Raw genomic sequence first — 14,952 nt, forward strand, 5'->3', positions numbered from 1 at the left:
GGTCTAGTCGTATTAATACTACAAACTTGTTAAAACAAGAACAAGATTATATAAACTATAAAATAAAATTTATTCATTATTTTAATGTGGCAAAAGGTATATGTTATGGCTTATCATCTATGTGGCTCTTTGGTAAAGGAATATCTAAAGACATAAACAACGAAACATTAACTCATGATGATACAACTCAATAACAACCAGCTGAAGCTGGTGGGTTGATATCTAGACTGGAAGTCGCTATTACTCTAAAGAGATATTACTAATGCCTGTGCTATCTCTCTGATCCTAATTCTTATAAGTTACCCTGCAATACTTTTGTAGCGATATTTAGTCTCCCCGTCAAAAGTGCTAAAAATTAAGAAAAATTCAAAATTTAATACCTTAGCCAAAAATTCTTGTATAAAATTTGAGAGTTTAATTTTTTTGATTTAAATTTTTGGTACAAAAAGATGATTTTTAGAGAATTTTTGCATGATGATTTATTAACGATTTTGTAATTATTTGATTATTTTTTTACTGACTAATTTCTATATAGAAAAATTTGTTTTGAGTAAATGATTCGCAATACACCGTAAGTTCAATCCTACAGCGGAAATTAACGGATTAATGACATCTCCTATTACCCCTTTCAGGTAGTTTCTGCCAACTCTACCATAACTTTTAAGATGCCCTATTATCGGTTCTATGGCACTCCGTCTCTTGAGCATTGCCTTATCATCTGACGATAGTTTCTTCTTGCAATATGGGCTATACACTTTGCCCTTCTCCTTAAAATTATTCCCCTTGTAACCTGAGTCAACAAAGGTTCTTGCTACTTCAACTCCTGTTAATTCTTTTACAATCTCTACAGTCTCCGATAATGTATGCCCATCATATGGATTGCCATGAAAAGATTTTGTCCCTAATACAAAGTTACCCCGACCACTTACTGCTATCGAAACCTTATTACCAAACTCGTATGGCTTGTTTAATTTCCCTTTACCAATGCACTCTACCTCCGGTGCATGAAAACTATATAATATTTTATTCTCTTCTTTATAGTCACCTTTTTGGTTAAAACCCCCAGCTTCAGCTGGGAAAGACTTCAGTCCTTGTTCTAATATTTCAATTCACTATAACTTGAATATATGATATTTTAATATACATGAAGAGCTTGCTCTTATGTATATTAAAATATCATATATGACAGATTATAACAAGACTAGCCACACTGTATTTTACCATCGCTTTCATGTTGTTTGGATCACTAAATATCGCTACAAAAGTATTGCAAGGTAACTTATAAGAATTAGGATCAGAGAGATAGCACAGGCATTAGTAATATCTCTTTAGAGTAATAGCGACTTCCAGTCTAGATATCAACCCACCAGCTTCAGCTGGTTGTTATTGAGATTGTTCTTTTTCTGCTTTACTCAATATAGATTGTACTTGTATCTTTTTTATCTTATTCAGTATTTCTTGTTGTCTTGCCGATAAACTTAACTTTGCTTTAGCTATTTCTCGCTGACATATCCTAACTAAACGACCCAGTAATACTTTTACATGCCTCATTATTTTCTTACGCTTCTTGGCTTTACTATTATCCTTATATTTCCATAATTTTAATATATCTCTTTTATATTGCTTGGCATATGTTTCATTTAACTTGATGCCTAAGGCATGACATAGCTTTACTAGCTCTATTCTTGCCTTATCCATCAAGTACACATCATGGGGATACTTAATATTCTTAATTTGTACAGTAGTATCAACTATTATCGATGCTAAGTCTTTTTTTTTACTACACCTGCTTTGCATCCGATTCTTATCAGCTCCTTTAATATCTCATTGTAGCCATCTTCTCCTAATATAGTACGAAACCGACGGATACTAGCTTCTGATATTTCAGCATCTTTCTGCAAATATTCCCAACCACAAAAATACTGCCAATATACGTTCTCTCTTAACTCTTCCTCAGTCGCTGCATCTGACAGGTTATACATCGCTTGCAGCATAGTCACACCAAGTAACAGGCGGTGACATCTGCGATTCCTACCAAATTTCTTAATATCAACATTTGCTGACAACCATTCCTCTAAACTAGACCAATTTATTAATGATCTTAATTTATATAATTTATTATTGTGGTTTAATTCTTCGGTCAGTTTGTAACCAAAAAGTTGTCCTTGTCTTTGCAACTTTGTTATATTTTCTATCGGCATTAATCAGATAATCCTTAAGTTTTTTGCCAATATTATAGCTTTTTCTTATGGATTCTCTATATATTTTTATCTGCTAAGCATATTATATATTATTCTTCTAGACTTTTGACGGGGAGACTATTTAGTGATCCAAACAACATGAAAGCGATGGTAAAATACAGTGTGGCTAGTCTTGTTATAATCTGTCATATATGATATTTTAATATACATGAAGAGCTTGCTCTTATGTATATTAAAATATCATATATTCAAGTTATAGTGAATTGAAATATTAGAACAAGGACTGAAGTCTTTCCCAGCTGAAGCTGGGGGTTTTAACCAAAAAGGTGACTATAAAATATGGATTAATGATGATAAATATATTTATAATATAAACGAATTATTAAAAAAGCCATACTTAACACTAGATGATCAACAAAAATGGTTCTGTCGCATATGTTGGACAATAGAAAAAAGATTGATATAATGATCTAAAAAAGATGTTAAGATGTTTCGTATTACTGCAAGATTATTATCATATTTCAAAGGATTTTGTTCTTCACCAGAAATAATAATGTTATTTGTCTATATGAAATGCCGATTTTCTTTAAGTTATCGAGATTTGGAAGAAATGATGAGTATAAGGGGAGCAAAAATTGATCACTCTAAATTACAAAGATGGGTTATAAAATTTGTACCATTGATAGATCAGGTGGTTAGAAAAAGAAAGAAGCCAGTTGGTAGTAGTTGGAGAATGGATGAGACTTATATTAAATTAAACGCTAAATGGGTTTATTTATATAGAGCACTAGATAGTCTTGGTAATACTGTAGACTTTCTGCTACGTAAGCATAGAGACAAGCCTGCAGCACTTGCATTTTTTCGTAAAGCCTTTAGAGAGAATAATTTTCCTGAGAAAGTAGTAATTGATAAAAGCGGTAGTAATACGGCTGCTCTTAATGATTTGAATACAGAAGTTCCTAAAGATTATAAAATTAAGGTTATTCAGACCAAATACCTAAATAATCTTGTAGAACAAGATCATAGGTTTATCAAAAAACGTACAAAGCCAATGCTTGGTTTTAAGAGTTTTCATTCTGCAGAAATGACTATTACCGGTATAGAAAATATTCGTATGATGCAAAAAAGACAAATAATTGGAGCTAATGATAATCTTTCTACTTTTGAGAATTTTGCTATGTTAATGGCATCATAATGTCCAAAACCTTAGTTTTAACAATCTTGATGTAGTATGATTTATAGATGCGACAAAACCATAGCCAATTACGTAAGGTTACTAAGAATAAACGGGTTTTTCCAAATGATAATGCTGTTTTTAAGACCTTATATTTGGCAATTGATTATATGACCAAGAAATGGGTTATGCCGATTCCAAACTGGAACGCAGCTATGGCTCACTTTTTGATAAAATTTGAAGGTAGAATTTAAGCCCTATGAAAAATTTACACACTTAATTAGAAAGTCTGTCCGGCAAAACTCTATAAGTCTTATAGATAATAGGGTTTAATGGCAGAAAATAATAAAGAAATCCATAAGAAAATGTTAAAATATGCTAATAAACCTTATGGATTTCAGTCAATATGCCAATAGAAAATATTATCAAATCACAAAAACAAGGAAAACTTTTTGGTTATAAATTAAAAGAAGAATTAAACTCAAATAATAAGCTATATAAATTAAGAGAATTAATAAATTGGTCTGGTCTAGAAGAATGGTTATCAAAAAATGTTTCTATTAAGAGATTTGGTAGAAATAGAAAATGTCATAGAGTGATGCTTGGTGTAACGATGCTACAAGCAATGTATAATTTTTCAGATTCATTAGCAGAGGAAGAACTAAAAGAAAACATGTATTGGCAATATTTCTGTGGGTGGGAATATATAGAAACAGATATAGCGATGTCGGAAACTAGCATAAGAAGATTTCGTAATTTATTAGGTGAATCTGGATATAACGAGATATTAGCAGAGTTGATAAGAGTTGGAATAAGAACTAACACAATTAAAAAAAAAGATTTGGAATTGATAATTGCTGATACAACGGTACAAATTAAGAATATCAAGCACCCACATGATGTTTATTTAATGGATAAAGCTAGGCTTAGTATTGTGAAGCTTTGCCAAAGTTTGGGTATAAGTTTAAACGAAACCTACGCTAGAACCTATAAGCGAGATATAATAAAGCTCTGGAAGTATAAAGAGCATAGCAAAGGCAAGAAGCGTTGGAAAATAATGAAGCATTTAAAAACGTTACTTGGTCGTTTGGTTAGAATATGTGAGCGTGAGATAAAAAATCAGAAATTAAACTTATCTATCAGAGATCAAGAAGTATTGAAAAAAGTAAAACAAATACATAGCCAATCTGTTTTAAAAAGAGAAGAGAAAAAGCAATACAAAGAACAGAATAAAATATTGTATAGTTTTCATGCCCCTGAGGTAGAGTGTATAGTGAAGGGAAAACGAAACAAGCCATATGAGTTTGGCAATAAAGTTGCGGTAGTAGTCAGTGGTCGTAGAAATTTTGTACTGTCAGCAAAATCGTTTCATAATAATCCTTATGATGGTCATACATTGTAGCAGAGTTTTGAAGCGGTAGAAAATGTAACTGGAATAAAGATAAAAAAATCGTTTGTTGATCTTGGTTATACTGGCAGCAATGTTAAAGAGAAGAGTAAGGTATATACCCCAAAAACTCGGAAAAAGTTATTGAAAGAAGACAAGTGTATGATCAGGAGACGCAGTGCTATAGAACCAATAATAGGGCATTTGAAACAATATGGCAGGATGGGCAGAAACTTCTTGAAGGGTGTGATAGGAGATGTGATCAATCCAATAATCTCTGCTATAGGTTTGAATTTACGATGTATTGCCAATCATTTACACATCATGCCTAACTCTACATAAAAAAATTATCATTAAAAAACTTGCTAAACGATTAAAAAAAATCGTTAACAATAAGCTCATGTAAAAATTTTACTAAAACAGAAATTTTTCAATAAAATTGAAAACAATTTTTAATTTTAGTGCAAATATTAGATTTTTTTTTGTAAAAATTTTATTCAATCATAGATTATGGGGGGCTTTAAATATTTTTGGCGGACGGACTAGAAAGACTCAAAAAAAATGGATTGCTTCGTCGGCTTATGCCTCCTTGCAATGACGCTAGGCTGTTTTTCCTATAACTTTTAAATCGCCATGGGGATTATACGTAAGGTAAGTGATTAAGAAAGTTCAATTTATCAAATGTACTTCTTAATGTGGGAATGTAAGATCTAATATTATTATAAATTTTATCCGCTAGCTGCTCATCATAAGTGTGAGAGGTAATATTTCTATCTAGCAGCATTTTTAACCACTCTTGTTCATGATCAATCAGATGTCCTTTAAATGCTTCTCTTAAAACATCTTTAGGATATTGCACTTCTACTCCTTTGCTTTCAAGAATTACCCTTAATAATTTCCAAAATAGTTCTATTGTAAACTCAAATCTTTGAATGGTAGCATCTATATTACTTCGATCTTCTAGCACGGGCTTAAATACAATATCTTCTAAAGATATTAAAGCTCTACTTAGCTTTGAGAAACCTAACTCTATTTTAGGATCTTTCATACAATTTCACCCCTTCTCGTATTATAGATAATTTTAAGTCTGATGAATCCTCTAATTCGTCAAGCCTTATACAATCTATTTTTAAGAGTGTATCAGCATTATCAACAATTTCTTGTAATTTCAACCAATCCTTAGTAGTAGCATTATGACATACTATAGCTAAATCAATATCTGCTCTATCCTGATTATCGTTCCTTGCCCTAGAACCAAATAACCAAACTTCCTCAACCACAATCTGTGATATTAAATCATTATAAAATTTATAATCCTGAACTTTCATTTATTAATCCCATACTTCTTGTTTTTTTATTATCTAGATTAATGAAATTAATCCAAAATTGAGGTTTTTACCCCCACACAACTACTCAATGTTAAAAAATAAGGTACATGATCAGAGGGCATAAGCCAATTCCTAGCTTCTGATAAGGAGCTAACAGATAGCATCTTATCTTGTAAGTTAGAACTAGTCCAAATATGATCTAATCTACGTCCCCGATTAGATTTTTGCCAGTCTATATTTCTATAACTCCACCAAGTATAACATTTTTCATTATACGGTATGAAATAGCGGCTACTATCGATAAAACCTAAGGAAGCCTGTAATTCCGACAGAGTTGAACGCTCTATGTCTGTATGGCTGACAACATTACGCAATTGACGGCTAGACCATACATCATGCTCATGAGGGGCAATATTTAGGTCTCCCGTTATGATAATCTTACTATCTTTACTCCGATTATTGGTTAACCATTCTTGTATTAATTTTACGTATGCCAATTTATGTTTAAATTTTTCATTAACATTCACATCAGCTATATCACCACCAGCCGGTACATAAAAATTATGTATCTCAATACCTAAAACTTCTACTGCTACATGCCTTTTATCGCTATTATACAATTCAAGAATGAATTTATTGGTAAAAGGCAATTTTGATAAAATTGCTACTCCATTATAAGACTTCTCTCCTGAACAATATATATGCTGGTAGCCCATATCATTAATAGCTTGGTAAGGAAATAGTTCATTAATTGTTTTAATCTCCTGCAGAGATATAATATCAGGCTGATGTTCATCAATTAGCTTTTTGAGCAAACTCAGTCGCAAGCGTACAGAATTAATATTCCAGGTTACTATTTTCATTTATTAAATCTCTCCAATATTTCCACTACAACATGCTTTAGAATTCTAAGAATTTTTGCCTCTGGGCTAAGATTCTTAGCCGCCCATTTCTTGATCCATGGTTCTATAAGCTGCCATACGTTAATTTCCGGATCAAGCTGCTGCCCTACCCCTTCAACTACTACTATAGTTTTTTGTAATAATAGCAATTGTGGTTGTACCTCCATACCAAAATCTTCGGTGATTTTAAATAATTGTGCAAGTAACCTACCTATGGAAATATTTTTAACGGCATATCCTATAATCGGTTCGCTTACTGCTCTACACGCCTGAGCAAAAAGATCAATATCAGTATTCTGAGGAATATAACCAGCCCTAAGATGGACAAGTGCTACTAACTTATAGTTCCTATTTAAAAAACCAAATAGGCTTTCAGCAATTGCCATTCTGTCTTTATCAGATAACCTACCCATAATACCAAAATCTAGTAATACTATGCTACCATCCGACCTAACTAAAATATTGCCGGGGTGTAAATCTGCATGAAAGAAACCATCTCTATATACTTGGTTAAAAAATATTGTAGCAAATCTTTGGGCTATTTTAGTTAGATCTAAGCCCTGCTCTATAAGCTTATCTCGAGCATAAATTGATATTCCATCTACCCATTCTGTGGTTATTATATACTCATGAGTCAGTTGCCAGTAAACTTTAGGAATATATATATCAACATCATCTTGCAGATTATCAGATAGTTCTGAAGCTGCTGCTGCTTCTAAACGTAGGTCAAGCTCAAATTTCATAGTAGTATTAAATACATCTATTACCGCTACTGGTCGCAATCTTTTAAATTTTATAAATATTCTTGCTACTAGTTTAGCAAAAATATATAAAAGTTTAATATCTTTATTATATGTATGATGAATTCTCGGACGTAATATTTTTACTGCAACGAATTCACCAGACTTCAACTTAGCTCTGTGTACTTGAGAAATCGAAGCTGCTGCAATTGGTATATCCTCAAAGACGGAGAATAACTCATCGGCACTTTGACCAAAAGACTCATCAATAATCTTTCGCGCTATACTACTACTAAAAGGTGGCAACTTATCTTGAAGAGACTGCAAATAATTGGCAATCTTAACTCCTATAAGATCCGGTCTTGTGGAAAGAGTTTGACCAAATTTTATATAAACAGGACCTAATTTTTTAAAACAATCGGTTAACCTTATACCAAAATCATCTTTTGGTGTTTTAAATAAACCAATTGGATAAAATACTACGGTTATCATCCAGCCAAGCATTTTTAACCTAGATGGTAATCTTATTGTACCAGGATAAGTCAGTATTTGCTGCTTGCTTACTACTCTTAATATATATAAAAAATTCAATAATAAGCTAATCATATATACTGCTCGTAAATGAAGAGTTGGTAGACGATAGTATAACTTCAAGAAGAGCTAGGCAGTAGCAAAGTCGAGCTGCTAGGCGTACATAGTAACGGAGCAGCGGAGATCTTTGGTCGCGAGAACGCCAATTCTTGAAGTTCTACCTGAGTATACTCAAATGATTTGAAGTTTTAAGCTACTTACCTAAGAGTAAAACATCTGCTAAACTCCTTGGGATTAAGTACTTAAAAAAACGTCGTATTACAATTTACTGTGCTTTAGTATTTATAAACTTGACGGCAAATTGTAGTCCCCTATCATCAATAGAATGCATAAGATTTGGTATCTTGTAATTACTATGATCAATATTATATTTCTGTAAATATTCTATTATCTCGTCCATGCTACTTACATCCACCACATCATCTAATTCGCCATGTATTACGCAAACTGGCGTAGTTTTATTGATACATTCTAATGGGGCGATTAATTTACCAGAAAAGCCTACCACACAAGCAAAAGGCTCTTTTTGTACCAAATTTAAATATAGTCCCATCATAGTGCCTTGTGAAAAACCAATTATGATAGTATCTTTATTAGTTAAATTTAGTTCTGCTTGTTTTTTTTGAATTATCTTTGTAACTAAACCACTATTTTTAGCAACTAATTCCCCTATTACATGAGGAGTACGATCATTTAGACTAAACCATTGTCTACCATACGGTGCATTATCAAATTCTTCAACTCCATGCGGCGAAATAAAATGACAATCTAGCAATTCCTTAGATATAAAGGGAACTAAGCTTATTAAGTCATGCCCATCTGAACCAAGCCCATGTAACAACACAACAAGCTTTTTACATTGGCCATTCAAACTTTTTACTTCTGGGTAAGATAATATTTCATTTTTAATCATTTTTTTTAAGCTCTTAAAAAGTTTCCACAGGGGTAACACCCCGTTAACCTAGGCAATGCACACAAAATTAGTAAGATGTATACAACTTTTAGTCAAACGTCATTGCAAGAAGCCACTTTAGTGGCGACACTGCAATCCAAATTACTTATTATATTTTTTGTGGATTGCTTCGTTGCCACCAAAGTGCCTCCTCGCAATGACGTATTTTTTAATAATTCTAAAAAACTTGATTATCGAGTAGAACCGCTTCAAACCTGATTGTTTCTATATACAATACTGAATTCGATGTAACAAGTTACATCGAATTCAGGTTATAACATATAAATAAGCTAGCACTAATAGTTATTATCTTAAATATCTACTAATTCTTGATAGGACACTTCTAAAACCTCATAAGATTTTGAACCTTTAGGAGTGGTTACTTCTACTATATCTCCGACCCCTTTACCGATGAGAGCCTTAGCAATTGGCGATACTATGGATACCCTCTTTTTGGTTATATCTGCTTCATACTCTCCAACAATATGATATATAACTATTTCCTCTGTTTCATCATCGATCAACTTAACTAATGCCCCAAATTTTATGGTATCACCGGAGAGTTTTGAGGTATCAATAATTTTAGCTCTTGCTATTTTATCTTCAAGATCCACAATACGACCTTCAATAAAACTTTGTTTTTCCCGTGCTGCATGGTATTCTGCATTCTCAGATAAATCTCCAAAATCTCTAGCTGTTGCTATAGCTTCAATTACTTTTGGTCGTTCTATGTGTTTAAGATGTTTAATTTCTTTTTCTAAACTATCAAACCCTTTATGTGTAATAGGAAAATCTGCCATAATAATATGTCTTGTCTAAGTTAAGTTTTCTAGTATATTTGTTGTGTCAAACTTTGTCAAATAGGCCTTTTAGGTTATTATGCAAACTAAATTCTTTAATTTTGAAATACAACGTAAAACTTTCCACTTATACAGCTTGATTATACCACTTTTTTATTTATTTTCATCTAAATTAGTTGTTACTACACTATTATTTCTACTTATAATATGTGTATTATATATAGATATTACAAGGCATTATAATTTATATGTTAAGAAATTTACAGATAAATTTCTTGGAAAATTTATGAGACCTGAAGAACAGAGTGGTTTATTCAGACTAAGTGGTAGCAGTTTTATGGTAGTTGGATTTTTCTTAACTGCTCTTTTATTTTCAAAAGGTTTAGCGATTTCATCTTGGCTTATATTGATAATAGCTGATTGTCTTGCTGCACTAGTGGGCACAAAAATAGGTACGCCTCTAAAAAATGGCAAGTCATTGGAAGGTTCTATTGCCTTTCTAATTTCTGCAATTTTTATTAGCATATTAGTGTATTTTTTCATCGGCTATCACACTAGTTTTACTGTTATTATAATTAGTTCTATAGTTGCTACTATTAGTGAATTCTACTCAAAAGAGTTATCAATAAACGATAATTTATTAATACCTCTTAGCTACTGCTTCTCTACAATCATATTCACCTTTATTTTAAGTTTATGAGAATTCCATTAGAATTTTATGAACTTCTTAGAACTCGGATTAATTTATCAGATGTTGTTAGACAAAAAGTAGTCTTAACTAAGAAATCTGGAAATTACTTGGGACTATGTCCTTTCCATGTTGAAAAATCTCCATCATTCACTGTAAATGATGCCAAGAAGTTTTATTATTGCTTTGGCTGTGCTGTTCACGGGGATGTTATAAAGTTTGTTTCCAACTTTAGCGGTTTATCTTATAAGGAAGCAGCCATTAAACTTGCTAATGATTATGGCATTGAATTGCCTAAATTAACAGCAGCACAACAAAAACTCTATGAAGAATCGGATGAACTATTTGATATCTTAGAGATGGCTGAAAGATTTTTTACATCACAATTGTCACAAGAAGTATGTAGCTACTTACATGACCGCGGTATTAGTAAAGAAGCAATTAAGGAATTCTCCATTGGTTTTGCTCCTCCAGCTAAAGCATTACAGAAATTTTTTGAAAAAAAATCAATATCTTTGACAAAAATTCAAAAAGCAGGCTTAGTGGGCAAGCGAGATGATGGTACAATATATGAGATATTTTATAATCGGATAATCTTTCCGATTAAAAATGTTTATAATAAAGTAGTTGGTTTTGGAGGGCGAGTGCTTGGTGATGGGTTACCTAAATATTTAAATTCTCCGGAAACCATATTATTTCAAAAAAATGAAACATTATATGGGGAGAATAATGCAATTAGTGTTGCCTATAAAAAAAATCATTCAATCTTAGTTGAAGGGTACTTGGATGTTATTGCCTTGCACCAAGCTGGTTTTAAAGAGGCAATGGCAAGTCTTGGTACTTCGGTTACAGAGAATCACCTACAAAAATTATGGCGTGCCGGAGATGAAATAGTACTCTGTTTAGATGGTGATATAGCAGGAATAAAAGCCACCCATCGGGTAATTAATCTAGTACTACCTCGGATAAATGGCAATAAGAAAATTTCCTTTGTGATGTTACCTAGCGGAAGTGACCCTGATGATATTATAAATAAAAATGGAGCGGGAAGTTTCACACAAATTTTTGATAAAAGAATTAATCTATCTGAAATGATTTGGCGTTCCGAATATGAAGGTAAGACTTTTTCAACTCCAGAAGACAAAGCTATTTTGGAAAGAAATCTTGGAGATTATTGTAAACAAATAAAGGATAAACTACTTAGCAATAATTATTATCGATATTTTAAAGATCAAATATGGCAAAATTTAATTAAACGGCAAAATAAACTAACTATAACAAGTTCAAATATTACATCTACCACTCCTAACTATTCAGAAATCGAAATATTAGAACAAGCTGTTTGTATAATATTGGTTAAATTTCCTGAAATGACCAAAAAGCAAGAAATAAAGGATTTCTTGTTAACGTTAAATTTCCAAAATAAAATGCTTGAAGCTTTTCGTGATTGGTATTTTGCAGAAATTATTAGCAACGATATATTAGATCAGGAAAATATTATTGCTTTGGCAGAAAAAACTGGATTTTATGACACTTTTTCAGTATTGTCAAAATCCAATAATCTATTTCTAGATTTGTCATTTAATCAGGACGATATCGATTCTGACTTACTTTGGCAATGGTTGCATAAAAAACATCACCTAGTACTATTAAAACAAGAATATAGCTCAATTATTCAAAATGGCTCAGACGAAGAGCTAAAAAAAGCTATATTATATCGAGAAGAAATTTTGAAAATCTCCAAAGAGATTTATAATCTAAACGAATCTTTTACTAATTGACCCAAGGTTTATAAATTATGACAGAAGCAAAAGAGAAAATAGATGTAAAAAGTACTGCAGTTGATAACCTAGTTAAAACAGCTAAAGAAAAAGGCACTGCAGTCACTTATTATGATCTAAATAAAGTCATTCCAATGACTAATAATATATCAGTAAAAGATCTAGAAAAGGTAATATCAAAGTTTTCTGAGGCTGGAGTTGATATTATAGAAGGTGATGATGATGAGATCAAACTTGATATTAATGTAGATGATGAATTTAAACTGTCTAATAATGTTGATCGTGAGCCTGAAGACGAAAGTGAAGAAGAAAACTTAGGTACAACCGATGATCCAGTAAGGTTATATTTACGAGATATGGGAGGAGTTGGGCTTTTTTCTCGTGAGGCTGAAATAGAAGTAGCCCAAGATATTGAAGAAGGCAAAGAGATAATGGTTAAGTCACTTTGTGAAAATCCAATATCGATGAAATTCTTTATAAAATGGCATGAAGATTTAGTTAATGAAAAAATACTACTCCGAGATTTGATTGATCTAGAAGCTAATATGGTTAACGAGGATGATAGTAATTCTGAAGAGAATCAAAATAATTATATAGAATCAGATCATGAAGAACATGAAGAAGCTAGTAATTTATCAATAGCTACTATTGAGTTACAGTTATTACCTAGTGTTGTCAAGCGTATGGAAAGAGTTTCTAGACTTTCTGAAGAGTTGTTAATTGAAGCAAAAAAACATTACACACGTTATCCTCAACCTAAGGGATTGCATGATAACAAAAAATATGCCAAAAATCTACAATTACTAATTATTGAAATTTCTAGTATCCATTTTCACTCTAAAAGGACAGAAAAAATTCTTAATAGAATATATAGTCTAAATAGAGAATTAGTAACTAAAGAAGGGAACTTCCTTAAATTAGCTGAAAAATATGGCATAAGTCGTCAGAACTTCCTAAATGAATATATGGGAGCAGTAATTGATGAAAACTGGAAAAGGCAAATGCAAAAAAATAAGCAATCTAATTGGAAGAATTTCCTTGCTAAAGAATCTGATGCTATTGATCAAATGATTAGTGAATTAAAAACCATGGAAATGACTATTGGTTTGCCAATTATTGAATTTAAAAAGTTAGTGCATACAATACAAAAGGGTGAAAGACAAGTCCTTAGGGCAAAAAAAGCTATGATAGAGGCTAATTTGCGTCTAGTTATCTCAATTGCTAAAAAATATGCAAATCGTGGATTACAGTTTTTAGATTTAATTCAGGAAGGAAATATTGGGTTAATGAAGGCTGTTGATAAATTTGACTATCGTAGGGGATATAAATTTTCCACTTATGCTACTTGGTGGATTAGGCAAGCTATTACTAGAGCTATAGCTGATCAAGCTAGAACCATACGTATTCCCGTGCATATGATTGAAACGATCAATAAAATTATTCGTACCTCTAGGCAAATGCTTAACGAGCTAGGTTATGAACCGACTCCGGCAGAAATTGCTGCTCGCCTTTCTATGCCAGTTGATAAAGTACGAAAAGTAATGAAAATAGCTAAAGAACCAATTAGCTTAGAAAATCCAATAGGCGATGATGATGGTAGTTATCTTGGAGACTTTATTGAAGACAAAAATGCTATATTACCGCTTGACGCAGCAATTCAATCGAACTTACGAGAGGTCACAACTAGAGTTTTAGCAACTCTTACTCCTCGTGAAGAAAGAGTTTTAAGAATGAGATTTGGTATAGGAATGAGTACCGATCATACACTAGAAGAAGTTGGACAACAATTCAACGTTACTAGGGAACGTATTAGGCAAATAGAGTCCAAAGCACTACGCAAATTGAAGCATCCGACTAGATCTAAAAAACTTAGTAGTTTTCGGGGTGGTTCTAGAAAGCAAAACAATTCTTCAGAATCTGCTTTTGGAGGCTGATTTTCTATAGGTTTTATTTTATGTGAATGTTGCAAATCGAATAATATATTCTATGCAATTCTCTCGTACATGTAGTTGTTGTTGGTTGTGAAAGAAATACCGGTTAAAAAAATATGTAGTTAAATTAAAAGCTTGTTTTTTATCATTATTAGTAATTTGGCTATTAGTGGAGGTTAAGAATTGTGGTAAGATTAGAAGCCTGTCTTGATATGGTAATCCCTCTGATAAGCATACAGCTCTTCCAGATTTTGGCGAGACGTAAGATAGATTTTCCCTAGTACCTGTTACTGCACATTTATGCAAATCAAGACCATAACCTGATTCTTGAAGTATGGCTAATTCAAATTTAATATATTCCTCAAAAATAAAATTATTTGCTAGACTACTTAAATATTTTACAAAAATTGGAAAAAATTTATTGTGATTCAGGAGTTTCGCAGTTAGCAAAATTGCGAATCAGCTAAAAGGAGTCAA

Annotated in this window: 17 protein-coding genes; 7 read left to right on the forward strand and 10 right to left on the reverse strand. The window is 32.1% G+C overall.

From position 1 onward, the window contains the following. Nucleotides 1-527 precede the first annotated feature (527 nt). The 3 genes from AAHN00_RS11850 to AAHN00_RS11860 form a co-directional block, all read right to left on the reverse strand. A complete protein-coding gene (locus AAHN00_RS11850) occupies nt 528-1,109 on the reverse strand; it encodes a transposase (RefSeq protein ID WP_410521452.1) in 582 nt (193 codons plus the stop codon). A 274-nt stretch (nt 1,110-1,383) separates the two neighbouring features. Continuing rightward, nucleotides 1,384-1,797, reverse strand: a complete 414-nt coding sequence (locus tag AAHN00_RS11855; RefSeq protein ID WP_342271373.1) for a hypothetical protein — start codon at nt 1,795-1,797, stop codon at nt 1,384-1,386. Next, the gene (locus tag AAHN00_RS11860) at nt 1,764-2,201 is read right to left on the reverse strand and encodes a transposase (RefSeq protein WP_342270975.1); all 438 of its coding nucleotides are present in this window, start codon (nt 2,199-2,201) and stop codon (nt 1,764-1,766) included. The genes AAHN00_RS11855 and AAHN00_RS11860 overlap by 34 nt, the downstream gene beginning before the upstream one ends. A 487-nt stretch (nt 2,202-2,688) precedes the next feature. Between AAHN00_RS11860 and AAHN00_RS11865 the strand changes: the two genes are divergently transcribed. The 4 genes from AAHN00_RS11865 to AAHN00_RS11880 all read left to right on the forward strand — a co-directional run bounded on the left by AAHN00_RS11865 (nt 2,689) and on the right by AAHN00_RS11880 (nt 5,104). After that, a complete protein-coding gene (locus AAHN00_RS11865) occupies nt 2,689-3,396 on the forward strand; it encodes an IS6 family transposase (protein WP_342271374.1) in 708 nt (235 codons plus the stop codon). A gap of 47 nt (nt 3,397-3,443) precedes the next feature. Further along, entirely contained in the window at nt 3,444-3,629 is a 186-nt protein-coding gene (locus tag AAHN00_RS11870; protein ID WP_342271375.1) for a hypothetical protein, read from the forward strand. Nucleotides 3,630-3,781: 152 nt separating this feature from the next. Further along, nucleotides 3,782-4,777, forward strand: a complete 996-nt coding sequence (locus AAHN00_RS11875) for an IS5 family transposase (RefSeq protein WP_342271376.1) — start codon at nt 3,782-3,784, stop codon at nt 4,775-4,777. 129 nt (nt 4,778-4,906) lie between these two features. Beyond that, the gene (locus AAHN00_RS11880) at nt 4,907-5,104 is read left to right on the forward strand and encodes a hypothetical protein (protein WP_342271377.1); all 198 of its coding nucleotides are present in this window, start codon (nt 4,907-4,909) and stop codon (nt 5,102-5,104) included. 298 nt (nt 5,105-5,402) lie between these two features. Here the strand turns inward: AAHN00_RS11880 and AAHN00_RS11885 are convergent, their stop codons facing one another. From AAHN00_RS11885 to greA, 6 genes are all read right to left on the reverse strand, one after another. Then, the gene (locus tag AAHN00_RS11885) at nt 5,403-5,810 is read right to left on the reverse strand and encodes an HI0074 family nucleotidyltransferase substrate-binding subunit (RefSeq protein WP_342271378.1); all 408 of its coding nucleotides are present in this window, start codon (nt 5,808-5,810) and stop codon (nt 5,403-5,405) included. Further along, nucleotides 5,797-6,090, reverse strand: coding sequence for a nucleotidyltransferase domain-containing protein (locus tag AAHN00_RS11890; RefSeq protein ID WP_341747307.1), 294 nt, complete (start codon nt 6,088-6,090; stop codon nt 5,797-5,799). The genes AAHN00_RS11885 and AAHN00_RS11890 overlap by 14 nt, the downstream gene beginning before the upstream one ends. 47 nt (nt 6,091-6,137) lie before the next feature. After that, nucleotides 6,138-6,953: an exodeoxyribonuclease III gene (gene xth, locus AAHN00_RS11895; RefSeq protein ID WP_342271379.1), complete on the reverse strand. Its 816-nt coding sequence runs from the start codon at nt 6,951-6,953 to the stop codon at nt 6,138-6,140. Beyond that, nucleotides 6,950-8,338 (reverse strand): 2-polyprenylphenol 6-hydroxylase, encoded by a 1,389-nt coding sequence (ubiB, locus tag AAHN00_RS11900; RefSeq protein WP_342271380.1) that lies wholly within the window; start codon nt 8,336-8,338, stop codon nt 6,950-6,952. Before ubiB ends, xth begins: the two co-directional genes overlap by 4 nt. 250 nt (nt 8,339-8,588) lie before the next feature. Beyond that, nucleotides 8,589-9,236 carry a dienelactone hydrolase family protein gene (locus tag AAHN00_RS11905; protein WP_341752166.1) on the reverse strand — a complete coding sequence of 216 codons (648 nt, stop codon included), beginning with the start codon at nt 9,234-9,236 and terminating at the stop codon, nt 8,589-8,591. 350 nt (nt 9,237-9,586) lie between these two features. Next, nucleotides 9,587-10,078, reverse strand: coding sequence for a transcription elongation factor GreA (greA, locus tag AAHN00_RS11910; protein WP_341752303.1), 492 nt, complete (start codon nt 10,076-10,078; stop codon nt 9,587-9,589). Nucleotides 10,079-10,154: 76 nt separating this feature from the next. Between greA and AAHN00_RS11915 the strand changes: the two genes are divergently transcribed. Genes AAHN00_RS11915 through rpoD form a run of 3 tightly spaced genes read left to right on the forward strand, consistent with a single transcriptional unit; the run spans nt 10,155 to nt 14,478 of the window. Beyond that, complete coding sequence (locus AAHN00_RS11915; RefSeq protein WP_342271381.1) at nt 10,155-10,775, forward strand: diacylglycerol/polyprenol kinase family protein; 621 nt, start codon at nt 10,155-10,157, stop codon at nt 10,773-10,775. Next, nucleotides 10,772-12,544, forward strand: a complete 1,773-nt coding sequence (gene dnaG, locus AAHN00_RS11920; RefSeq protein ID WP_342271382.1) for a DNA primase — start codon at nt 10,772-10,774, stop codon at nt 12,542-12,544. The genes AAHN00_RS11915 and dnaG overlap by 4 nt, the downstream gene beginning before the upstream one ends. A 17-nt stretch (nt 12,545-12,561) precedes the next feature. After that, a complete protein-coding gene (gene rpoD, locus AAHN00_RS11925) occupies nt 12,562-14,478 on the forward strand; it encodes an RNA polymerase sigma factor RpoD (RefSeq protein WP_342271383.1) in 1,917 nt (638 codons plus the stop codon). A gap of 18 nt (nt 14,479-14,496) precedes the next feature. Here rpoD and recO read toward each other — a convergent pair whose 3' ends face one another. Then, nucleotides 14,497-14,925 carry a DNA repair protein RecO gene (recO, locus tag AAHN00_RS11930; protein ID WP_342271384.1) on the reverse strand — a complete coding sequence of 143 codons (429 nt, stop codon included), beginning with the start codon at nt 14,923-14,925 and terminating at the stop codon, nt 14,497-14,499. Between the last annotated feature and the right edge of the window lie 27 nt (nt 14,926-14,952).

The organism is Candidatus Tisiphia endosymbiont of Parasteatoda lunata (genome assembly GCF_964030955.1).
GTDB lineage: Bacteria > Pseudomonadota > Alphaproteobacteria > Rickettsiales > Rickettsiaceae > Tisiphia.